General features: G+C 53.0%; 15 protein-coding genes. 2 read left to right on the top strand and 13 right to left on the bottom strand.

All coding sequences use genetic code 11. From position 1 onward, the window contains the following. Nucleotides 1–5: 5 nt before the first annotated feature. From AC27HQ_RS16265 to AC27HQ_RS16205, 13 genes are all read right to left on the bottom strand, one after another. Nucleotides 6–1,628 (bottom strand): hypothetical protein, encoded by a 1,623-nt coding sequence (locus AC27HQ_RS16265; RefSeq protein WP_487157257.1) that lies wholly within the window; start codon nucleotides 1,626–1,628, stop codon nucleotides 6–8. Between the two features lie 112 nt (nucleotides 1,629–1,740). Continuing rightward, the gene (locus AC27HQ_RS16260; protein WP_487157256.1) at nucleotides 1,741–2,442 is read right to left on the bottom strand and encodes a DarT1-associated NADAR antitoxin family protein; all 702 of its coding nucleotides are present in this window, start codon (nucleotides 2,440–2,442) and stop codon (nucleotides 1,741–1,743) included. 14 nt (nucleotides 2,443–2,456) lie between these two features. Next, the gene (locus AC27HQ_RS16255; protein WP_487157255.1) at nucleotides 2,457–3,239 is read right to left on the bottom strand and encodes a DarT ssDNA thymidine ADP-ribosyltransferase family protein; all 783 of its coding nucleotides are present in this window, start codon (nucleotides 3,237–3,239) and stop codon (nucleotides 2,457–2,459) included. Further along, nucleotides 3,236–3,817: a hypothetical protein gene (locus AC27HQ_RS16250; protein WP_487157254.1), complete on the bottom strand. Its 582-nt coding sequence runs from the start codon at nucleotides 3,815–3,817 to the stop codon at nucleotides 3,236–3,238. Before AC27HQ_RS16250 ends, AC27HQ_RS16255 begins: the two co-directional genes overlap by 4 nt. Beyond that, a complete protein-coding gene (locus AC27HQ_RS16245) occupies nucleotides 3,814–4,914 on the bottom strand; it encodes a toxin-antitoxin system YwqK family antitoxin (protein WP_487157253.1) in 1,101 nt (366 codons plus the stop codon). The genes AC27HQ_RS16250 and AC27HQ_RS16245 overlap by 4 nt, the downstream gene beginning before the upstream one ends. Nucleotides 4,915–5,081: 167 nt before the next feature. Then, the gene (locus AC27HQ_RS16240; RefSeq protein WP_487157252.1) at nucleotides 5,082–6,974 is read right to left on the bottom strand and encodes a dynamin family protein; all 1,893 of its coding nucleotides are present in this window, start codon (nucleotides 6,972–6,974) and stop codon (nucleotides 5,082–5,084) included. Then, the gene (locus tag AC27HQ_RS16235) at nucleotides 6,971–9,208 is read right to left on the bottom strand and encodes a dynamin family protein (protein ID WP_487157251.1); all 2,238 of its coding nucleotides are present in this window, start codon (nucleotides 9,206–9,208) and stop codon (nucleotides 6,971–6,973) included. Before AC27HQ_RS16235 ends, AC27HQ_RS16240 begins: the two co-directional genes overlap by 4 nt. Then, the gene (locus AC27HQ_RS16230) at nucleotides 9,205–10,962 is read right to left on the bottom strand and encodes a dynamin family protein (protein WP_487157250.1); all 1,758 of its coding nucleotides are present in this window, start codon (nucleotides 10,960–10,962) and stop codon (nucleotides 9,205–9,207) included. The genes AC27HQ_RS16235 and AC27HQ_RS16230 overlap by 4 nt, the downstream gene beginning before the upstream one ends. A gap of 321 nt (nucleotides 10,963–11,283) precedes the next feature. Continuing rightward, nucleotides 11,284–11,820 carry a hypothetical protein gene (locus AC27HQ_RS16225; protein WP_487157249.1) on the bottom strand — a complete coding sequence of 179 codons (537 nt, stop codon included), beginning with the start codon at nucleotides 11,818–11,820 and terminating at the stop codon, nucleotides 11,284–11,286. Between the two features lie 110 nt (nucleotides 11,821–11,930). Further along, on the bottom strand, nucleotides 11,931–12,398 hold the full coding sequence (locus AC27HQ_RS16220; RefSeq protein WP_487157248.1) for a hypothetical protein: 468 nt from the start codon (nucleotides 12,396–12,398) through the stop codon (nucleotides 11,931–11,933). Further along, nucleotides 12,395–12,661 carry a hypothetical protein gene (locus tag AC27HQ_RS16215; protein WP_487157247.1) on the bottom strand — a complete coding sequence of 89 codons (267 nt, stop codon included), beginning with the start codon at nucleotides 12,659–12,661 and terminating at the stop codon, nucleotides 12,395–12,397. The genes AC27HQ_RS16220 and AC27HQ_RS16215 overlap by 4 nt, the downstream gene beginning before the upstream one ends. Nucleotide 12,662: 1 nt before the next feature. Then, the gene (locus AC27HQ_RS16210) at nucleotides 12,663–17,741 is read right to left on the bottom strand and encodes an Eco57I restriction-modification methylase domain-containing protein (RefSeq protein WP_487157246.1); all 5,079 of its coding nucleotides are present in this window, start codon (nucleotides 17,739–17,741) and stop codon (nucleotides 12,663–12,665) included. Nucleotides 17,742–17,743: 2 nt separating this feature from the next. Then, nucleotides 17,744–20,653 (bottom strand): DEAD/DEAH box helicase, encoded by a 2,910-nt coding sequence (locus tag AC27HQ_RS16205; RefSeq protein WP_487157245.1) that lies wholly within the window; start codon nucleotides 20,651–20,653, stop codon nucleotides 17,744–17,746. Nucleotides 20,654–21,157: 504 nt separating this feature from the next. Here AC27HQ_RS16205 and AC27HQ_RS16200 point away from each other — a divergent pair. Beyond that, a complete protein-coding gene (locus AC27HQ_RS16200; RefSeq protein ID WP_487157244.1) occupies nucleotides 21,158–22,969 on the top strand; it encodes a carboxylesterase/lipase family protein in 1,812 nt (603 codons plus the stop codon). A 269-nt stretch (nucleotides 22,970–23,238) separates the two neighbouring features. Beyond that, the coding region (locus AC27HQ_RS16195; RefSeq protein ID WP_487157243.1) for a uracil-DNA glycosylase family protein at nucleotides 23,239–24,012 on the top strand (774 nt) is incomplete at its 3' end.

Here is a 24,012-nt window from a genome sequence, read left to right as displayed (position 1 = left end):
GTTCCTTATTGGAGTTTTGTACGCAAAACCTGGTCCATCTGACTCACAAGCTTCTGATAGTCATCAGTAAATTTCCCCGTGATCGATACCAGCGCCTTGCCCATTTGCTCCATACTCCGGTTGATCTCAGTTTGCAGTGCCTGATCCAAAATGTTGACGCTACCCTCAACAGATTCAGCACTCTTGCGCATAGCCTCCTCCATCGACTGCTTAAGGCCTGCAATCAACCCTTGAACCTGAGCAGCTTGTTGGTCTGCCATCTGTTCAAGGCTGCCAGTTAACTGGTTGCGCATAGATTCAAGCCCTTTCTCAAATGAATCCCTGCTGCGAGCGGCCTCTTCAACCACGGCCTTACCTGAATCTCTGAGCGCAGTACCAATAGACTGGCTTTGCTCATTCATTTCAGCAGCCATCGTTCGGAAATTGCCTGAAAGCTCTACGGTCATATCACTGAGCAACTGGCTGGTTTCTTGTGAGCCCTTGGAAATAGCATCAGAGGTAGTTTGCAGTGACGCATTGACCTGTCTTGCACTGTCAGTAAACTCGCTCACCCCTTGAGAAATAACTTCTTGGAAAGCCTTGTTAGACGTATTGATACCTTCAACCAATTGCTGGGAGGCTTGCTGTACGCCCTCAACCGTCATCTCTATTTGTTTGCGAATTTCAGGAACAGCCTCAACCGCACGATCACGCACATCTTTAAAAGCATCCAGATGACGACCCAGCTCTTTAATCTGGTGCTGGTTCACCGTCATGATTGCCCCGAGCTTTGTCATGGACTCAGGTATCTGATTGGTATGCTCGTGAATACTGGCAACCGCTGTTTCAGTAGCCGTGATAGCAGCTACGCCCTGAGCATACTGCTGTCCCATTTCATCAAGCTGCGTTTTGTACATATCCTGCCACTCAACCAGCTTGCCAACTGCAGCATTGAGCTCCTTGAAGTTCTCACCAAACTGTTCGGTCAGATTCGTGTTGAAGTCAGTAATGACCTGGCGCAGCGCATCAATCACCGCCTCGGTGGCTGACTTGGACATCATGTCTGCAAACTCCTGCAGCTTGATCCAGAGCTTTTCCTGAAATTCACCAAACTCCTTACGGGACTGTTTTTCAGCATCGTTTACATCGGAGCGCAGTAATTTCATTTGCCCGGTGAGGCTGGATTCATCGCCGCTGCCTATGGCTCGATTAAGCGTTGAAATACCATCGCGCTGCTCACGCATAACGGTATATAGCTCTGCAACACCAATCTGATCTTCATCAAGCTCCTCACCGGCGTTGCTAACCAAAATGCCAACAGAGACTATAACCTTGTAGACAATCGACAGTAGCATGCCCACAAGACTGGTCAGAAAAGCCGTTTTCATGCCACTAAGCAAACCACCAATGCTGGCATCAATGTCATCCACATCAAAGGCCAACAAACCCGCAACAATACCGAAAAAGGTCCCCAGGATACCCAGGGTAGTCAGCAAGGTAGGTGCGTACTGAGTGAATGCATGATGCTTGTCGCTGCGCTTCCATATGCAAGCAAAAAGAAAAACGATCACCAACAAACCAATGAAGCCATCCGTAACCAGTCCCACATCCAAAGCAGCTACGGTATTCTCAAGCGGCGACGACAACATAGAAACTCCATTTAAACAACACGATAAAATGTTCTATCTGCTTCATATCCAGATGAAAGGGCTCTTCCTGAGCTTTGCAGTATTATGACTACCCGGTAACTCCATCATAAGCCTAAAAAAGGCTATTGGTTGGCGAGCTCCTGAATGTCGTGGCACCCCGCTCGAAAGAGCAAATACATTCAATAAAATTCTGTTGCGACTCCAGAGCTTTATGCAAAATTCCTCGCCCCTCAAGTGCAACATAAAGAGCAACCGAATAAGCCTGACAGTTGATGGACTTTTTTGGATTGAACTCAATGTCGGTAAAAGCCTGATAACCTGCCAATTGCAACGCAAGCTCCGGCTGGTTTCCTAAGATATTGAGATATAGCCAATCGTAGAATGCCGTCGGCGGCTCGAGTGGCCAGTCGATGCCAGAAGAAAAAAACTTGAGCAACTGCCCCGAGTCTCTTAACCGAGGATCGCGTTTGGCATCGCCAGGCGACATTGACCGGATATCAAGATATGGACCTCCATTGCTGAAGACCTTGGCAGACTGAAAAAGAACTTCAAGCGGGTATTTTCGCCCGCTGTTGCCAGCGGTATACATAAGATTGAAAGCGCTTAAAGCAACGCCCAAAGGAGCCTGGGACTTTGTTGAGACTTCAAGTATCTGCTGTAATCCCAAAGCTGTTTTTGCGGCTTGATGCAGGCTGGCAACAGACCTTTTTTTCTGTGACGCAGCCATGCCAGGGTACCACTCAAAGTTGACCATTTCGGTCTCAACTAGACGCTCACCCTCCGTGCGTGGCAGAAAAATTGGCCGCTCAGCCATTATTCTCTCCTTTTTTAGCCGGCATGCTGCTTTCCAAAGCCCGGCAACTGAGTTACGCGATGATGCTTTTGCCAGAAAGCCCAATCTCTTCTTTGCTTGAACAATGCATCATTGATCTGCCCATTGATTCCCCTTGCATGCAGCCACTGCTTGGCTTGAAGGCTATCAACGTAAACATCCAAGATAAATTCTGGCTGCAAAATGCTATCACACAACGCTTCCGCCTGCGGATCTGTTGTCTCATTGGCTGCAAGACCCAGCCTCTGCCTGACCCCCTCCAATTGAAAAAGGTTTTCAGCGCCATCAAGGCCTGCTAGTGCAGTCACACCCGGAGCTGCAGCATTAGTCGGTGTGAACTGAAAATACAGTCGAGTCAACACATCCGGAGAAAATCTGATAACAGCCCAGTCACCTGCCAAGCTTTGCCGCTTATTGAAAAACATTCGATAATTCGGCGAGGTGATAGACAAACAACTGAACTGTGGCATGGCATCATGGCGCTGGCTGTCGCTGAATGCAGCCCCCAGCGCAATGCGCAAAACCTCCAGTTCAAGGTGCTCTCGAGGAATAAGCCCATACTTCATGATGTGGGGTACATTTTTCAAGGCGGTAAAGTGCACCAGGCTATCTATTTTTCTGGTCGCTAACCAGGGCTCGAGCGCTTGCGCCTCTTTCTTGCCACAAGGCCGAATCATTGCACGACAAAGACTGGCCGCTACTTGCTCCGGTGCAGTTCCAGCGCGATTGAAGGCCGTCAGAATAAACCGCTTGAGCGCGCTATGAAAAGCCAGAATCATAGCTTTGACCTCGCCTCAAGCGCCTGCAACGCACCCAATACATCCCGTTCCAGATAACTCGTCTTTACCAAAAGACCAGCGCAAAACAGACCAAGGGAATAAATCGCAAAAAACCAAAGAAAGGGAACTGTAATGGGGTCAAATGCAGGCTCGAACCAGCGAGCAGGATACTTGAGCCACCGCAAGAAAAGGCGTTCCCAGCGTGGCGGCAAATAAGCTGAAAGCATTACATAAACCTGATTATCGAGCTCTATCACCGCAAGCTGGGCGCCAGGCTCAAAACGACGGTTATCATTGGTGAAAACCTTCTCTTCCTCAGTGAATACCTCAACTATTAATCTGTTATCCAGAGAAGCGAACATACCTGACAGTTGGTCTGCAGAAAGGCGATCCAAATCAGTAAAGTTGCTTGCCAACAACAGATCGCGCACCAGCACAGCTTGATTCTCAGCGACCCGAGCAATAGTGCCGTGCCAGTAACGATCATGGCTATACCATTTTCCGTAGGCAAAAACTGTCAGCATTGCCAGACAGGCCGCCAGCAAGATCAGCCCCAGAAAGACCAGGGTTCTTGTCATGCTGGACTGTCTTGTAAAAGCTGTTTTGAAGCTAAGCGTGCCTGAGCATTAAAAATATCTTGCTGAGCGGCAACCCAAGCTGCAAAAACGACCTGCATTTGTTCAACCTGGTCAAGCGCGTAACCTTTGTTACGCAGTTGCAATATTGCGATCCAGACGCGCGGCTTGAAAACCAGGCGAATAAAAAAACCAACACGACGAACTTTATTTACAGGCATAGCGACTCGCCCTGCATAGACACCGTTCCAGAGCCAGATTTTGAGTTCCCCGTTACCTTGATCCTGATTAAACAACGCAATCATCTTGTCCGGCGCAAGATAAAGCTGCCATTCAGCAAGCCCACGTGGCTGATCCAGGGTCCCGTAGGCAAGGTTATCACCCGTAGGCGAGAACACCTGCACAGAGCCCACCACTTTTCCAACAACAAAACTGCCTACCAGTCGCTGCTGACCGCTCTCATACCAACGCTCATACTTACCACTCAAGACTCCGTCAAACAGCTCCATCCGCGCAGATAGCACTCCTGAACTGTAGAATGATTCTGCAATCTTGGTCCGCAGGGGTTGCAGCGCAACTATACGTTCTTGCGTTTGAGCAACCAGCAGCTGCAAATCACTCACCTCAACTTGGTGTGAGGAGTTGTCCCCCAGTAACTGAATGTGCGCATTGCAAGAAAGGATCAGGCGCTCCAGGTGCCTTATTTCGTCGATTGGTAACTTGAAGCCCTGATTCTGACCTGACTTCTCCAACGCTTGAACGGCTTTACGACCCTCATCAATACTCCAACGCCTGATTTTCGCCTCCATTGACAGAAGCTTTTGCAGGATGTCGGCGGCCTGCCTCTCCCCAACAAGGCCAAGGATCTCTTTACAAGAAGCGACGATCGCTTGCTGGTTTTCCGCTTTTTGCTTGGTGGTCAACTTGTCACAGAAAGGCGGTTCAAGCTGCTCTTCGTGAAGCTTGATACCCACTTTCAAGTGCATCACCTTGGCAGTGCGTTCCAGCTCCTTGGAGGCTTGCAGTAATAACCCAGAACTTGTGCTAAGTATGCGGCCAGTGCTAGATAAAAAGGCCTTAAGGTTGCCAAAAAAACCCATTATGATGCTCCGTGTAAGGTCTAACTGAATCGCATCCAGTTCACTCTGCAATTCTTTTCCACTGCCAGACCATAATAGGCAACAGTATTTGGTTGAGTTTTCTGAGGCCCCTATATAACAGGTATTGAAACCCCGACTTACCCACCGCATTTAAGCATCACAGCACTTTAGAATCCGATGTTATTGTCGACATCTAACTCTGTGATAGCGTGCTGGACAGCCCCACGGAATGCATCATGTAGTCTTTGAGATTCTTTAAGCCAGCCTTCGGGTAGCGCTGCATCTACATTGACTCGAGTCTCTTTCAAAGCTGCATGAGGTTTTTTGCCTCCCCACCAAGTCCAATTAGTGAACTTGCCCTCCCTATTTTCAGGTACCAATTCCTCCTTCATGAAACGCGAGCCTAGGCTTCGTGTGAGCTTGTTGAGAGAGACCTGCATTCGATCATAGAGCTCTTGCCCGCCAGATTCTAAACAATCCAAGTGAAGGCCATTGATTGCAGCCTTTTGTGCATGGAGTGCTGAAATGTCTGACTGTATGGCTTCTTGGTACATGCCAAACACTTCAGCCAGACGCTTTTCTAGATGTACGTGAATATCCCCGCTACGGTTAATGAGGGTGAAATACTCAAGCAGAGGCACCTTTCTAAAAGCGATCTCTTCTCTCATTGTGGAGCTATAGGCACTTATACCGGAGATATGGATACCCTCCTCATCGAGGCGATCCTGTATTTCGTCAAGAATGTCCTCGATATCTTCTGAAGACTTAAGGTCTGCCTTGGTGAGTACAACATAGACTGAGCGATCATCAACACCAATCTGCTGAATGAATCCTAGATCTGAGTCCGGAACAGTGCCATTGGAGTCAAGCCCGATGAGCCAGACTATAGAATTCGCTTGCTGGGAGAACTGAACAGCTGTGCGTCTATCCCCTTGACTGTGCTCGGCGGCTGTTGACGGTGGATTATAGCCCGGCGTGTCGATAAAGCAGATATTGCTGAAGCATTCAGATTTCATGGATACACCAACGCACATAAAAGGCATCAGGCTTTTGAGGTCGAAGCTAAATGAGTTAATGAAGGCGTGAGATATGTTTTTATAGAAATCGACGTCAAGCTCGATGTGCCCCCCGTTCGCAGAGTAGCCACGGATTGAGCGCTTTTCGGTAGCAATTACATAGCTCGGAATGGCTGTCACTGGCTGCATGCCTACGGCTAAGCGAATATGGGAGTCACCGATAAAGCTGTTGATGAACTCTGACTTACCGCTGCTAAAACCACCGACGATACCGACGATGGTTCGCTCGCGCACTTCAGGAAAACTCACCAGTAATGCCAGCTCCTGTTCAATCGACTGCAGCATGGTCAGCGCTTTAGCTTCGGCGGCAAGGGATGACTCAACTTCGGCAAAAGCCATGTAGTCGTTAGCTAGAAGTTCCCGGAATTTGGCGAGTCCGGCACTGTACTGAGGTCGGGTAGCTAGCAATCGTGAAATGAGCTGGAAGCGGGTCCAGGTATCACCATGACTTTGCTCAAGTGCTTTGAAGTTTTCTGTTAGTTCTGCATGAGCTTGTTGTTGCTTAGTAAGACCCTGTTGCAATAACGTGTTGGTTTCGTTACTTGCCATTAGCTCGGCGCGAGCGATTTCCATTTTTTGCTCAAGCTCACAGACAGTTTCCTGCAGTTCGTTGCGCACCCGGGTCAGTTGTGTATGGCGCGCCGACAGTTCTTCAAATTTGGAGGTGGCTCTTTCTTGCTCTTGCTGGCGCATGATTTCAGATTTTTCAAGCAAGTGCTGTACCTCAAGCATCGCTTGTTTGTTGTGTTCGAGCTCAGCGATAGCCTTGGCCAGTAGCTCTCCCTGTTGAGAGTGGGCTTGGGTCAGCACCTCCAATCGCGCTAGGGTTTCCCGGTGCGCTCGAATCACAGCATCATGGCGCGCATCAGCTGAATGCAGTGCGTCTGAGATACTGTCGCGCAACGTTTTGCGTCTCCAGACGAAGAAGCGACTGAGCTTGTCCAGCTGTTCCAGTGTTGTCGAAGAAAACAAGTCTGTAATCATAGAGATTCCAAGTCCTTGGCCATGCGTTGCAGTCGATCAAGGGTTAGGAGGGTATTCTCAACTTGCTCCTCAAGTTGATTTATGCGCTCCTGCATATCTTGGAAATAGGCGTTGCCATAGGACGAGGGCAATGCTGTTTTGACGTCATCGATTAAATGGCGAATTTGCTTTTTAGCATCTCCCTTGAAGCTATCCAGACAGTCCTTTGCTTCATCTAGATAATCGTATGCTTCTTTATTGAGCAGGTGAGCTCCTGTTCGTGTTAGCTTGTCCAGTCTTTGGATATCCAGTTCGAAATTTGGAAGCTTAAAATTGGAAACAAGGCCTTGATTGGTTCGTATAATCAGCGCAGGGTCAACATTGTCTTCAAGGTGAAGCCTAGCTACCCTTGTCGACTCTTCCATAAGATGTTGGCGAAATTCAACGGTTAAGCTCTCAGTGGTATTCTTGAGATTTTGCACTACCTCCTCTGCGAATGCCTCAAGTTCGTTATAGACCTTGCGCCAAAACAACTTGAACTCCTTATGGGTGATGGTTTCTTTACCGCCTCCCCACCCCCAGTTAGCAAACCTGGCTGCTGCACTATCGCGTATTACTTCCTGCCTCCTGTTAGATTCAGTGCCTGCGGACTCAAAAGCTGTGCCAGTGCCGCCGTAGGCAGAATCCAGCTCCTTGGAGAGCTTTTTCTTCAATTTCTCCTGGAACTCGCCGATACACTTGGCAAGCATTTCATCTAGATTGTGGGTGGCTACTGTCATCAAGCCATCCAGCTTTCTACGCTGAGCTTTCAGATCTTCAATATCAGCGTTTTTAATTTCGTGATACTTGGCTTGAGTGAAGGCCAGCAAGTCAGAGCAAAAGGCCTCAAGTGCGGCAGATTTGGCACGTATCAGCTCTTCACGGCGCTTCTGGATTATCCGGTCTTTCTCTGCTCGCACTTTTTCCAGCACGTCTCGTAATGTCGCGGTGTTGGCCAGCAGGTCGAGATTGGTACAGCAAAGTTCTGGATGGTCGGGTGTGAAGAAGTCTGGATAGAAAGACTGTAAGTTTTCCCAGGCCTTGCGCTCGCCACTGTCCCAGCCGTGCTGCTGATCGAAGCGGACTGACAGACTGTGACACATGCCGGAGGTATGCAGTACTTTGCCGGCACCATCCTGGATAAGACCATCAAAGATTCCACCAATTTCCGGCTGCTGAACCTTTAAGCGCTTGAGTGTATCGATCATGTGTGCACTGAGGGTTGCGGTTATTTTGTCCAAAGCACCATGCAGGGTAGATTGGCGGATGTCACTGCCATACAACTGATTGTCGACTTGGCTTGCGATCAGAACCAGCTCCTGCACACCCTCTTTCTGGGTGATGCGGCTCATCATCTCGATGTCTTGTTCGCTTAAAAACTGACCAGCAGGGCTTACGATAAACACTACATCACAATCCTTGAGCAGCACTGTGGTGCGCTCCTCGCGCGACTGTACTGGGTCGTTCAGGCCGGGTGTGTCGATGATCCGGATGTTTTGCAGCGATTCCAGAGGCAGAAAAATATCGACGCTCTTTGTCAGGGGCATGTAAGTACCACCGCTTGCGACGTATTCATGTAGCTGCTTGGCCAACGAAGCTGCATCCACCGCCTCTAGTTGCCCCAGGCTCTCAAGGGAACTTGGAGTAAGGTTGCATTTGCAAATGCTCTGCCATTGGTCATAGGCAGCCACCAGCGCGTGCTCACCCTGCAAGGCACGACGGGCTTTATTTTTGACGTCACCCCAGAACTGATCATCTTCAACCATCTGACCGCTACGCTTGCGACGTTGGCGCAAAGAGTCAGCGGCTCGGTATTCTTCTTCTTTTAGACGCTGTTCGTAACGGTCAGCATTTTGCTTGATATTGGCCTGATCCACGGCATCGTAAAACTGAACTTTAGCGGCAAAGGTCTCGCCGTAAGTTAAGGTCGTCAGGGCTGCCGTCATAGGTGTGGCTGCTCGCGGCAGAATTACGTCTCCATCGAACACCAGGGCATTCAAAAGCGATGACTTGCCGGCCTTCACCCGGCCTACAACGCCTACTTGAAGTAGGCGGTTTTCTTCTTCCAGCAAGCTGAACGACCGTGCAAGATCGTCGGTTGGGTCGATAGCATGCTTGCGCACCCAATGAGCAATGTCTTTTTCCAATTCTGGACTGTACCGCTCCATCCATTGATGGAGGCGCTGGTTCCGCTCTATTACCTCTTGTGCTTTCATACATGTGCCTCATACAGAGTTTCGGAGGCAAGCTTTTGTAGCGTTTCTCTGACCTGAGTCAGATGCGCAATCTGTTGCTCTGCGGCCAAGGCATTCTGCTGGCGATTGCTCGTCACCTCATCGATCATCTTTTGTTTCTCGCTGATCTCTCGCTCAAATTCGCCGCTTACCTGAGTCACTAAAGCGTCTAATTGCTCGCTGAGCAAGGCCGGCAGGCTGTCCCGCAATTTCCGTTTCACGGAAGGGATGACCTCTGTGATTATTTTCTGGCGCAACTGCTCGCGTTGGCGACCTTCGTTGATGAACGCCAAGATGTTCGGCAGAAAGATGATAGCCAGTTCGATTAGCGGATTAACCACTGAAGTGGTAACAGCCAGCACCGTGGCCAAGCCCTGATAAGTCACCTTTGGTAAGGGCTGACCCTCTTTCCAGTCGCTCTCCTTTTTCAGGCGCTCCAGTTCTTGAGCGTTACGCTCGGCTAGCGAGCCGCTCCAGTGGCCTAGGGTTTCACCGGTTTGCTGCAGGCTACGGTTGATTCGGTCGGTGAGTTGACCGAGCCAATTCTGTTCGTTGTTGAACTGGCCCATGCTATTGCCCAGATCACCTACTACTTGGGCAAAATCAGTCACCACCGAACGGCTGAGGACCTCCATCTTATCCTTGACGGTGCGGGTCATCGAGCTGCGAACCACCTCGGAAACGATCCGTGAAAAAGCTTCCTGATTGCCGGCCAGGCCTGCACTTACCAGCTCCGATTCGGAATTTTCTAACTCGCGTCCCACCGTTTTCAAACAGCTCTCCACGGTGCGGTCCAGTTGCTGGTCGCGGAGATCCTCAAGCAGATCGTCGCGCTTGCGTTCGATCTGATGAATACCCTTGGCTAGTTCACTCAACACATGCTTGTTTTCAGCTTGATCTTTCTTCAATGTGTTCAGGGCGAGGTTAATCTGGCTCAGTAGTGAGTGTGTCAGGTCTTTTAACCTATCCTCGAACACCAGCCGCAAGATTTGCTCGGGATGGAGGCGGGTCAGCACTTCCTTGAGACGGGGCTCACCGTCAAAACCAACCGTGATCACTGGGCGTGAGTTAACGAAGTTACAGCGGATCTGCTGATCAACCTGATCAGCTACGGTTTGCACGTCTTCATCGGAGCGTAGGTTGGCCTTGTTCAGCAGAAACGTGAAATCACGGCCATAGGTCTGCATGTCATCTAATTGGCGTAACATCGACTGGGTGATGTTGCCGTCCTCGACGCTAGTTACCACGATAAAATGCACGCCCCGTGGCAAGTAATAGGCGATGGCTTTGTTATGGTTGGCCAGTGAAGAGCCGAAGCCCGGCATGTCCACCAACACCAGAGAAGGAAATGCCTTGAGTTGTGGGTTGTTCAGGTACAGCTGCACATGGGTGAACTCATTGGCACGGCTCTTCAAGGTGCTCAAAGCATTGACGCTAAAGCGCTCGCTGCTGCCATCCGGGCGGAGGGCCAACAGGTGAGGGTCGTTGCTGTAACGAAGTTCAGTGGCCAGCTCTGTTTCAGGAGTAAGGCCAACGCCAAGCACGTCTTCGCCCATAAACGCGTTAAGCAAACTGCTCTTGCCGGCGCTGTAAGCACCTATTACTGGAATCAGCAGCTCGGTGTGGCGCACGTCTTCGTTTAACTGCCTTAACTCATCGACTGGCAGGGGCGTCTCCACAATCAGCCGCTCCACAGTGTCTAGATAGTTCAGATAGCTGTCTTGAATTTTCAGCATACGAGTCGCTCCTTGTAATGTCCCAGCGGCATTTGCACACTCAAACCGCTAATTGTTGATGTACCTTGCTGAGTGCTTTTCCCTTAATGAGTGTCCAGTCTGTCTAAGATTTTATGACATGCTCTTTGCTTTACTTGATGTTCACCGCGCAAGCCCTGCAAGTGTGCCAGCCTATTGTTCAAACCCTTTGTCTCTTCACTGTAGAAATTATTGAAGTGTTAGGAGTCAGAGTCTGCGACCAACAACGCTTCACCTGCCAACTCGCTACACTGCTTGCATCATTTCCATGAAAAGTTTCAGGTCAGTAGGCCAAGACCGTCCTTAAAGTTCCTGACGCTGATGCAGCTTCCAGTTCCGATTGTCATCACGCTTAAGCGTATAACGTACAGGCTGACTGGGGCAGCAATTGGCGTCGTCGGGTCCATGCTCAAGAGCTTCCAGGACGATTACATCGCTGGTATTGGCCACTACACCTCTAAATGAACGGCTATAAAATTCGAATTCTGCGGGGGGAGATGAGTGCCATGGATCAACATAATAGGTGTTACCTGCACCCACTTTCACAATCGCCAACTGAACACCCCTCGTGCCCGAACCACCGGCGCATGTGACGTCCCCACTCCAAATGACACCAAATTCTGACTGTTCGCGAGCGTAATAGTCTGTCCATGGCTCCAAGGTAATGAATTCCCAAATGCCGTACTCGTCATCAGTACAGGAAATTGCATGGGCATAGTTTTTCACAACGGCGATAGCCTGCTCCCTAATTTCGGCCTCACTGGGCACTTCCGGATCATTGGCCATAGCCGAAAATGGCAACATGACAGCAGCGACTAGTAGCGAAATACTTTTATTCATTATTGCTTTCCTTTTCCTGTTCGCGGGGTGCATATACTTTTCCACATCCCCCTTAATTTCTTTTATGGCCGGGCTTATAACTAATATTTACTATCTCTCAGCGAGGAATCTCACCCTTCCCCCCACATCGGCATTGCTTTGATACTTCGCCATGCTGCAAAGAAAACTGGCACTGATAGCAATGCAATAAGAGCGTAGTACCAATTGGCTTTCGTGCGCTCGACTTCCTTTGATGAAAAGGGAAGCCAGCTTTCGGTTACGACCGTTTCAGACGTCGGAAGGGCATGAGGTAAAAACATTCCGACGAATATCAGGATGAAGCCGATCATGACCAGGGCTTCGTTTCTCCAGCCCATGAAGTTACGACCCTTGGTGGCCAAGGCGTAATTGAAGGTAATCAGCGCGACGATATAGGCGAACAGGATGGTCAGGGTCCTGGCCAAGCTGGGCGGTACCAGCTTACCCAGTTCCTCGTTCTGGATTACCACTATGGCGGCAAACAGAATCATGCAGGCGAACGCGAGCAGGGATAGCATCCGCAATACGAAGCCCGACGTTTTTGTATTGTGCAGGCTCATCCTTTGCCCCGCTGCTGGTGCTCTGCCTTCTTGATTTTTATCCATGCCTTTACGACTTCTCTGAGTAGCATAAACAAGCAGAACAGCAACAAAAGCGGCCAGAGGGTTAATGCGGTTTCACCCATCTGTTGGAGCATGCTGGTAAAAGTGAACCCTGTCACGACTACAAGACCAGCTAATGCCAGGATGCCCTGCCAACGGCGCAAAGCCATTCCAAGCGCACGCCCTGTCAGAAGCACTATTGGCAAAATGGGTAATGCCATATCACTGCCCCTCCTTTAATGTGGTCATGAATATTGCCCACGCCACCCGGTAATCCTCTTCCCGGTCGGGTTTGAAGAAGGGGGCTTGGTATTCCACGGTGCGCTCGATTGGGCCGCCGGGCAGGGTGTCGTCCATATAGGTTTTGCTGACGGTACCTTGTTGTAGATGCTGTATATCTTCCCAGCCTAGTGCGACGCTTTGTGTCGCTTGGGCGCAGCCGCTGATGCTGTAATGCGTACCGTCGGCCAGGTCGCTGTTGCGGGCCTTGCGGGGCAGGCCTACGCCGACCAGGCCTTTGCTGGGGGTGAAGACGATGCGGCCGGTTTGGTCGTACCAGGTGTCGGCTTCGTATTGGCGCATGACGGGGAACTGGACGCGATAGATGGTGAGCAGCTCTTCCAGCGTGAGGCCGAGGGCCTGGGCGACGAGAACGTCGATTTCTACCAGGGCCTGGCGGCGGGCGTAGTCGCTGCGCAGGGCGTTATTGCGTTGGCACTCGGGGGTGAGGTCGGCGAAGAAGTCCTGCGGCAGCGCGGCGATGGGTTCGCGGGTGGCCCAGCGCTGTTGGCGGAAGTTGTCTTGCCAGTTGGATTGCCAGAGATCGGCGTAGTGGTTGGTGATGCTCACCAATGCCAGCGCACGAACATGCAACGCATTACGTACCCGGTCGTCCGTTAGCACCGGCAACTGGTTAATCAGTGAGGTGTTCGCATGCCCCATGCCGGTGCTTTTCACGCGATAATCCAAAACCACCGATAGCGTCATACTGAAATAATCCAGCATGGTTTGCTCGGATTTGAACGCAGAGCATAGGCAAGTATTGATGTGAGCGGCGCCCTTGGGAATGATCGTGGTAGTGAGCGTCCTCTCGGACGATGGGCCGATCATTTCCCGGTTAACCAACCGATAATACTCCGTCACCTTCCGATAGAACGGCGCCGGCGGCCCCATCAACTCTTCACCACGGCTATTTACCAACGGCTGCCGCTCCCACTCCAACCAGCTTACGCGCGGGGTGCGGTCGCGGTAGGTGGCGGGGTCGCAGGCGGGGATATAGTTAGTGCGCGGCAGGTAGTCGTCCGGCAGGGTCTGCAGGTCGAGTTTGTCGTAGGCCCTGTGCGTTTCACAAACGCTCTTGGGCGTTTGGTGCAGAGGGTTACCGACGAAGAAATGGGGGCCGGAGAGTATCCATTGTTCCGGGTTTTCCGGGAACCGGGTTTCCCGCTTGATGGTGCTGTCTTTCTGGGCGTTGGTTTCGTGCCACATTTCCAGTGACAGGTACTGCCCTTTCAGATCCCCCAGCCGCCGGGGCTGGGCGGCGAATTTTTCCAGTACGCTGGTGAGCTGGCGAGCGTGCAGGGCCGGCAGCCGGGCCTCCAGCGCATCGGTGCCGGCTTCGTCGTAGAGCTGGGCAAACAAAGCTAGTTCGTTCTTGCCGACTTTGATAATGCGGTCGGGATGTCCATCAAGATTCCATTCATCGTTCTCGTTCTTTATGCCGCCGACCAATCGCTGAACCGGGTCTACATAGCAACCATCAACCGTCTGCGGCATAAACAGGTTGGCTATGTTGTCGAAGTCAACCTGCTCACGATAAGGGCCGGAAATGTTTACGCTGAACTTGTTGCGGTTGCCGATCGGAAAAAGCCCCTTCTCATTCTGATACTGGTGATGTGCACGCAGCCGGCGATAGACCTCTCGCCGGAACCCGCCACCGTTGGGATCGTCGTAAATCCCTTCTGGGTGCAGGAAGCCACTCACCCCCTGCCCGTTAACATTGGCCCAGGCACGAGGCAGGAAGCATTTGTACAGGTTGGTCTGCACGCCCTTGAGCTGCGGGTAATTCTGGGTAGCGTTCAAAAACGCTTGCGAGCCTTCCGCTTCTGCCAGCTCTGCAAACCAGGCCTGCTCCAGCTTGGTACTGCGCACAAAAGCGGCTTCACGCTCGTCAATGAGCTGTTTAGCGCTAAGTCCATGCAGCACAAAGCGTGGATTGTAGTCGCCCAGCACACCGCCTTCCTGCCATTCCACCTTGCGCCAGGGTGGGTTGCCCAGCGTGATATCAAAACCGCCGCGATTGGCAAAGATGTCGGCGAAGGCCAGTTCCCAGTGGAAGAAGCGAAAGTGTTCACCCAATTCATTGGCGATAGCAAGGGTATTGAAGAAGGGGTTCTTGAACAGTTTTTCCAGATTGAGTTCGCCGCGCTGGTTGCTGACATCGCGGGCGGCCTGGGTTTCGGCGCGCAGGCTTTGCTGGGGCTGCTCAGCCGCGAAGAGGTCCGCTACCGGTTTGGCAAACAGGTCTTCTGCTTCAGTGGTGTTTGATTGGGTGCCTGATTGAGTTCCTGTCTGGGTATCGGCCTGCGCATTACCCTCGAACAGGCCTTCCTGGGCTGGGGCGAACTCGAAGGTGCCAGCGCTGTTGAGGATGGTATTCAGGTCGAACAGCCATTTCTGCCGGTCGGGCAGTTGGTCAACCTTGTCCAGCGGCCAGAACCACAGCGCACACCAGTAGTCCATGGCCAGTTTCAGGCGGCGGTAGGGTGAGGCGATGCGGGCGTGGGTGTTGAAGATGCCGGTGCTGCGCAATTCGTCTTTTTCGTGGGTGCTGGTGTGGCGCTCTGCTACGCCCTGCTGGCCCCAGAGGGGGAAGGTGTCTTCGGTGCGGGTGCGGTGCTGGGCAAGCATGCTGGTGTGCTCGCGCCAGAGGCGGTCTACCGCCTCGCTCAGACTTTGCAGGATGCTGATTTCACCGTGTTCCAGCGGGGCGCAGAAATCCTTTTTCCAGTCCTTGATGGCTTTGAAGGCGTCGGGACGTAGCTGCTTGGCGACCTTGTCGCCGTAGTCGGCCATGCCGGGATCGGGCAGCAGGAAGTGATACACCTCCCCCTCTTTTCGGCCACCCTCGCCTGCCGGGTTCAGCAGGGTTTCCGGGCTTAACCGGCGCGGGGCCTTGTTGTACCAGAGGCCTTCTTTGGCCTGTTTTGTTAATGCACTCTTTGGGTACACCTCACGGCGGGCGCCGATCAGGCTGTTGCCGGTGAACAGTTGGTAACCAAACCAGGGGACGTTGTGGCCGCCGGACAGAGCATTGAGCCACAGGGAGACTTCCGCCAGTTCCACAGCGATGGGATTGAGGTCGACGCCGAAGACGTTGTGGTCGGCGATGTGCATTTTGACCCGCTGCAGTTCGCGCTGGTAGTCCTCATGAGGGATGCGTTGGCCCAGCTCCTGCTGTTTGCGGGTCAGGTAGGCTTCGGCCAGCTGGTTGACGGCTTCGTTCAGGAAGGCCGCGCTGCCCATGGCGGGTTCGCACACGGTTAAATTAAGAATGTCATCGGCGCTGACGTCGTCGGTCAGGCGTTCCTTGAGGGTGTATTTGACCAGGCTTTTGGTGAGCACTTCCGGGGTGTAGTAACTGGCGGACTTTTCCCGGTCGCGGCCAGCCATGCGGTAGATGAATTTGCCCTTGGGGTGGACGCGCAGGCTCTGCTTGCCGTCTACCTTGTCGTACACGCGCTCTTTGTCGTCGAACTCGTCCAGCTGGCTGGCGGTGACGAAGTAGCCGGTGTCCAGCGCGTCCGGGTTGATGTTCTGGCCCTTTGGGGCGACCTCGTACAGGTCTTCGCTGGCGAAGAAGCCGCGGTAACTGAGCAGGGCTTCATACACGGCACCGAGCTGGTTGATGCCGAGCTGGGTGTAACTGACGCGGCCGCGGCGCTTACGGCCGCTGGTTGGCCGGGTGAGCGACATGCTCTGGATCACCTGCTGCAGGGTGTCGTTGCTGAAGGTAACGCGGTTCAGTAACGGGGTTTTGGCTGGGTCAAACAGGTGGCTGTCCAGCCCTTGCAAGGTGAAGGCATTGGTGGTGCTGTTGTGCAGTTGATCGGCCTGTCGGCTGTGCTGATGGCCGTTATAAATCAGACCAAACATGCGTTGCAGGCTGTGGTGGAAGTAGTGGCCACGACGGCTTTCGTCGGTGGTCAGACGCACGCTTTCCAGATCGCGCAGGCTTTCCAGGCTGTAGCCCTGACGCCAGGTATCGTCGTTGCTGGGCAGATAGCCTAGCTCGGGGCGCGCCTCGATATAGAACAGGAAAAGAATGCGATACATGGTGCGCAGGCATTCCTTGGAGAGCTGGTCGGGATCCAGAGCATTGCTGCCGCTGAAGATACCCTCCTTGCGGTCCCGGGCCTGTTCGATGAGTTGTGCGGCGGCCTCGTTGCCTAGTAACTCGATGGCCTGACGCAGGGCGTATTTAAGGTCGTCAGAAACGGCGAAGGCATGTTTGTGGCTGTTTTCATCAAGGCTGTCGAGGCGGCACTGCCCTTCTGCTGGCGCCAGGCTTTCGCGGTGTAGCAGTACGGCGGTGGCCTTGAGGGTTTTGTCGTCACGGCGACCGAGAATCTCTTCCCAATCAAAGCGCAGCATACGGTTCTGTGACCACTTGTAGCGGTCGATGAGGATGCCCTGACGGTCGCTGAGCAACAGCACCCAGCGCGGTGGGTTGTCGTTATGAGGCGCGCTCTGGCGAAAAATGACGTCGTTAAGAATGCTGTACCAGTCGGTATTTTTCAGTTTGTCGTGGTGCGGGCCGGGGCCGAAGAACTGATTGCTGTGCAGTTTGAGCGAGAGCGGGTCTTCGCCTTCGTTATTCACATCCAGCGCGCCCAGTACCCAGAGCTGGTCGCCCAGCACGCTGAGCACGGGCAGTTCGGTGTTGGCGGCCAGGGTGCGGTTTTCCGGCTGCCAGGGAATGCCAAGGGTGAACATGAGGGCCTGGTAAAACTCGCGTTGCAGACGGATGCGTTCAACGGCGGTGCGCTCGGACTTGAGCTTGTGGCGCAGGGCAAAGTAGCTCTGGTTGAGGTTGCGTAGGGCACGGTGGGGGCTGATGAAGTCACCACCAGCCTGCTGGCCTGCTTTTAGTGCTTGGCGTGCCTGCTCTTCCCGGTTTTCCCAGTCGTTAATGGTCTCGGCAAAGTCGCCCTGGAAGACGTCAGCAAGGTAATGAGCGCTGAAAAACTCGTTATCGTTGGTCAAACCAATAAAGGTGGCAGCGGTGTCTTGTACGGCCATGGTTAGAGCTGCTCCCCGGCTTCACGGGTGAATACCGCGATGATCTGGATAAAGGGCACCGGCTCGATGGTGAGGGTATCGCGCACCCAGGTCTGGTATTGATCAAAGACCCGTTCGATACGCCCTACCCGCTCCTGCCTTTTGGCAGCCTTGAAATGTTCTGCCTGGGCCGATTGTTCAAGTTGCAGCTCAACCTGGCTTACTTGCCGTTGTTGCAGGGCCTTGAGCTGCGCCAGCTGGTTTTCGAGCTTGGCGCGGGTCTGCTCGGTGTACGCCTGCTGGCGTTGTTGCATTTCTGCCATGGCGGCATTGACCACCGGTTGGCGAAGGGCCTCCAGTTTGCTGACCGACAAGGGCAGAGCGCGGTTGGGCAGTTTGTGGTTCAGCCCAAGGTCGTTCAGCCAGTCTTGCGCGGTTTGCACACCGGTCACTGCTCCGTTACGGGTACTGATGGCGAACCATTGCCAGATCACTGGGTGGGCCTTGCGATTAGGGATCAGGCCGCTGACCAGAAAGACAGTTTCATCCGGTTGCATTGCCCGCTTGACGCTGTCGGTATCTGGCAGGGCGAGTACCGGCGCGCTGTGGCGGGCAACCTGGGCTAATAACTTGTCTTCCAGCCATTGCATGGCAGGGTGCTGCGGCCAGAGGTAGTGCAGCTTAGGCCAGGCGTTTTCATCCTGGCGGCTGCGACGGATCTCCTCTTCAAACCGCTGTTTATCTGCGGTGAGCACCAAAGTGCCATCCTGTGGACTGACTTCGCTGGGTAGAAAGCGAAAACGGTAGTCCAGGTCATCTGGTGGTGTCAGGGACAGCGTTTGGCGTTCGGTGTTGACGGTAAAGCTGACCTGTTTGCGCTCACGATTAAGGGCTTCCAGCGCTTGGCGGGCGAATTCGAAGTCACTCGGGAACAGGCTGAAGCCTTCTACTGTGTGCTGCTCAGCCTGCGCTTCGGCTAGCGGCCTGGCTGCCTCGGGGTTAAGAAACAGCGCAAGCAGGTCGTCGCCCTCGTTGCTGTCATCCGGCTGGTATTGCGCATCGAAGGTGCTGGCATCGGTACCGGATGCCATGGCGTCCATGGTCAGTGCTTCTTCGGCCTCAGCATCATGCACCTTCATGAAGGTCGCCGGGTCACCGATGTTCTTATAGGCCTGTTCGTCCTTCTCCTTGAGGATTTCCAGGATGCGCTGATCGCCACGCACCTTGGGGTTGTCACTTTGATTGATCAGGTAGGTGATGATCGGCGTTTGTTCCTGGCCGTAGCGGTCTACCCGGCCATTGCGTTGTTGAAAAACCATCAACGACCAGGGCAGGTCGAAGTGGATCAGACGATGCGACAGGTAGTGCAAGTTGATACCTTCGCTGGCCACATCGGAACACAACAGTACCCGCAGTTTGCTTTCCGGCTTGCCGAAGGCTTCGACAATGGCCTGCTGTTCGATGTCGCTCATGCCGCCATGCAGGATCTGAATGGCGTCGTCTTTCAGTTTCAGATCGTCACTCAGTTGGTTCTGTAACCAGTTGAGTGTCTCAATACGCTCGGAGAACACCACCAGACGGTCTTCGGTATTGGTTTTCTTCCAGCCAAAGTCGCTGTTATTAAGCAGCGCCAGCAGGTGCTGATATTTATTGAAGCGGCTGGCGTCGATATTACGCAGGGCCAGTAACAGGGAGCCCAGGGCCTGAACTTCTTCCTGTTCATCACGGCTGATATCGGCTTTGTCCTTGAGCTTGCTGATCCGCAGTTCAACTGACACTCGGGCTGCCGCAGGCGAGCTGAAAATCGACTTCTGTAGACCAATTCGAACGAGTTGCCCGTTGCGCTCGGCATTGTGTTCACCCCGATACGTAAAGGGCACCTCAAGCAACGCCTGATAGGCAGCCTCTTCTTCCAGACTGGCATGCAAGTAGATGTCGTTGACTACACGCTCCTTGAACTCTTGCTTAACCTGGTCGCGGATGTCTTTCTTGAACCGGCGAATGACCAGACCCTTGTCACGAAAGTCTTCCCGGGCGTAATCCTCCGGATCAGAAATGGCGGTGGGATCGAGCATGTTCATCAGGCTGGCGAAGCTTTTTGCTTTGCCGTCGTGGGGTGTAGCCGAAAGCATGATCAGCGTGTCGGAGCGGCCGGCCAGCAGCTGCGCCAGCTGGGCGCGCTGGGAACTGCTGCCACGTTCGGCAACGTTGTGCGCCTCGTCGATGACGATAATGTCCCAGTAGGCCTGTTCAAGATGGCGACGGTATTCGTTGTCCTGCTTGAGGGTGTCGATGGAGATGATGGACTTGTCGTAGTAGTAGAACGGGTTATGGTTGCCCGGTATGTGGTTGCGCACGCGCTGCAGTCCGGCTGAGTCGAGCCGAGTGAGCGGAATGGTAAAGCGGTTCCACATTTCCTTCTGGAACTGGGTCATCATGCTTTTCAAGGTCAGCACCAGAATCCGCTTGCCCCGGCCACGACGCATAAGCTCGGTCATCAAGATGCCGGCTTCGAGGGTTTTACCCAGGCCAACCGAGTCGGCAATGAGAATGCGCTGGCGGTTCTGTTTAAGGGCTTGCAGGGCTGGATCCAGCTGATAAGGAACCGGGTCCATGGCAGCTTTGTGGCCCAGATGGATTTTGTCATCTGCCGGGGTGATCTGACGTAGCTGAGTTTCGATGAACAGCCGGCTTTTTTCAAAACCAGGACTCATATCTTGTTCGAAACGGGTTTGTGCCGGGTCCAGCACACGGATGGCGTCGGCCTGCTCTTCCAGTTTGGTGAGAAAGCGGGCGCTTTTGCCATTGACCAGCTCTGACAGACCATCAACGGTAAGGATGTATCCGCCATCATCGCAGGCATCAGCCCGGCGGACGATCCATTCGCAATCGCGGATAACAACACGGGCGCCTGGGGCGTAGAGGGCTGACATAGTGCGTCCTTGAGTACTTCTGCGAGCATTAAACGGCGATGCAAGTCAGACCTGACATTCCGTGTCGCATCAATTTTTTATAGTCACTGATAGCACGATGATGCGACAGATAACCTGCAAAGGGAAGCACTCCAGAGGGGTTTGTGTGTTGCAGGAATGTAAACCGCTTGCGCTGTAAAGGCTTCCTTCCTGTGACCCCTTCCTGTGACCCGGAGTGCAGCCGAAAATCGGGGGAATACCTGGTGGCTCGTGTTTTGAATTAGGGTATCGGGAATATCCGCCCCGAACAGATAAGATACGGCGCTTATGGGTCGAGGCTCGACGCCACACCTGCTGTCATACCCCTCTTCATCTGAGACAGCCCAAAAACTCAAGTCTGGAATCAGTTAACCATTAAACCAGGGATGAATCGTTATCATCCGGAGCTATGCAAATTGCCATCACTGGCGAGGTTCTGTATCTATGTGAGCCTGCATAGAGACACGACACCATCAGGAGCGGCACATGGACGTTTTTACCCCACGTAGTACTGTTACCCCTTTGAGGATGCTATCCCTCAGCATCGCGGGGATATTGTTGACGGGTTGCCTAGGCGGAGGTGGCGGTGGCTCCAGCAGCGCTCCGCCCTCGCCGCCTGAAGTGACAGAACCCAGCGATCCGCTAATCGCGATTACAACACTGGGCGCGTTCAAGGGTTTAAGTGAAAACGGCATGCGCGTTTTCAAAGGCATCCGGTATGGTGAGGCGCAGCGCTTTTCTGCGCCGACCCTGGCAACGGCTCATGAGGGGGTGATTGAACTCGACGATTTTGCCGATGCCTGCGCGCAACCGGACACTACCTTTGGCAATGCCAGCGCAACCGAGAATTGTCTTTTCCTGAACGTGTATGCCCCCGAACAACCTGCGGACTACCCGGTGATGCTCTGGATCCACGGAGGCGCTCTGCTCGGTGGTGATGGCGGCGCAGACTGGCAGCCTGACCGTTTGGTGGACCAAGGGGTGGTTGTTGTCACAATCAATTACCGGCTTGGCAGTTTGGGCTTCCTGCCACACAGCGAGCTTGGTGATAGCAACTTTGGCTTTCAGGACCAACAACTGGCCATGCGCTGGGTGCAGGAGAACATCGATGCGTTTGGTGGCGACCCTGATAACGTCACGCTGTTTGGCGAGTCCGCTGGTGGACACAGTGTGATGAGCCACATTGTGTCACCCAGTGCTGCGGGCTTGTTTCATCGGGCGATTGTCCAAAGCGGGTCCTACAACGGCAACCAGATTCCTCTGAAGCTGGAGACTCCGGTCATTCCCGAGGATAACGGCGATCCCGCCTTTGATGGCGAAACCCGAATCGGGCAGCCGATTGCGCAGCGTGTTCGTGAAAAAAGCCCCGCATTATGTGACGAGGCTGTAGCCCTGCTTGATTGTTTGCAGGCGGTAGATCTGGACACCATTCTGACCGCGCAAACGGAAGTGCTGGCTGAGCGTCAGATTGAAAGCATATTGCCCGCCTTTGATCCCGACAGCACACTGCTGCCGAGATCAATCAACGACGGCCTGGCGTCAGGTGACTTTAACAAGGTGCCTGTATTGATCGGCAGCAACCTTGATGAAGGCGATCTATTTATGCTGATTTCATCGGCCAGTGGTTGGACCTCAGGCGTCCCGGGTACCTATCGCAATGTGATTGCCAATCTGATCAAAGAAAACAGCCAGCTGGATAGCGTCGCCATTGCAGATGCTTACCTGCAGCGAGCCCGGGATCTGATTGCCGCGGATCCGGTTCGTCAGGCTGATCTATCAACGAGATCTTTCGGCATACAGTTTGTCTATCCCTACGCTTATGCCTATTCGCTGATCGTGACCGACTGGCGATTTAACTGCCCCAACAATAGCCAATGGTCGCTGCTGCAGGATGAAGTAGATACCTATGGCTATTGGTTCTCGGACCGCGACTCAGTCAATATTTACCGTGCAATTCGCCTGGATGCGGGTGTGGATATTCCTGATGTATTCCCGCTGGGGGCGTCACACGCCTTTGAACTGCCCTATTTGCTCAACCGACAAGACAGTTTTGACCTGGGCGAACCCAGCGAGGCTCAACAAACACTATCGGAGCAGATGCTTGGCTATTGGGCGAACTTCGCCAAGTACGGCGATCCGAACAGCACCGATGGCAACACCGAAACGGCTGAGTGGCCCCGCTATAGCGAAGGCGGCAGTATCATGCGGCTGGATACACCCAATGCCTCCGCAGTGCCTGTTGCCGACTTCCGGGCGCAACATAACTGCGGTTTCTGGGAAGCGCCTCCGCTGCTTTAAGTGCTGAGACTGGCGTTCTGACCTGTGATTGGGGGTACGGTCTAACTGCACCACCAATCGCAGACGCCAGCGAAAAAGACCTGTTGTACATGAGATTATCCTTTGCACTTTGATGGCTGCCAGGCAGTTAATCTCCAGATGGGTTATGAAGACTACTTTCCAGTGAAAACCATAAGGGCATGACTGCCATTATCGGTAGTAGCAGCATGGCATTTAATCTTGCCGTCTGATCGTTGTTTTACGTTGTACGCGAATTGCTAAGGAATACCATGAGCCATCTCGAAGAGTTTAGACCGATCCTCATCAACACTGCTGTCAGCTTCACGGGTGATGAGCTGCCTGAAGAACTGCTGCTGTCGACTGAAGAGAACATCAAGACCTTTTATGCCCCATTTGACTACATAAACCGTGACGCGCGAATCACCATTTGCGGGATTACCCCTGGCCGTACTCAGGCAGTAAACGCATTGAATGAAGCTCGCCGCCAACTGAATGATGGTGCCAGTCCAGAAGAGGCAAAACGCAAAGCCAAGGAAACCGCAAGCTTCTCAGGTCCGATGCGACCTAATCTTATTGCCATGCTTGATCATATAGGCGTGCATACGCTCCTGGGTATCGATAGCTGCGCACGATTGTTCGATACCCACACGCACCTTGTGCACTACACATCAGCCTTGAGATATCCGGTGTTTATCAAGGGAGAAAACTATAGCGGAACACCCCCAATGCTTAACAAAGCCACTCTTCGTGACCAAGTTGAGCGCTATCTTGCCGAGGAAGTCAGGACTTTGGGTGAGGGCTGTATCTACGTCCCCTTGGGACCAAAGGTTGCAGAAGCTTTTGAACATTTGCAGCGAAAAGGATTGCTAAAACCAGACCAGATATTGGCTGGGCTGCCTCATCCATCTGGTGCCAATGCGGAGAGAATCAGCTATTTCATGGGTAAAAAGGCCCGTGATCAATTATCGATAAAGACCAATCCAGATTTATTGGATGCAGCGAAAAACCAGCTGACAGATAAAGTGGCCAATCTCATATCCAGA

It is taken from the genome of Halopseudomonas sp. 4NH20-0008 (genome assembly GCF_057548395.1).
The sequence above is the reverse complement of the archived record's forward strand: the minus strand, read 5'-3'. Positions and strand labels throughout refer to the sequence as shown.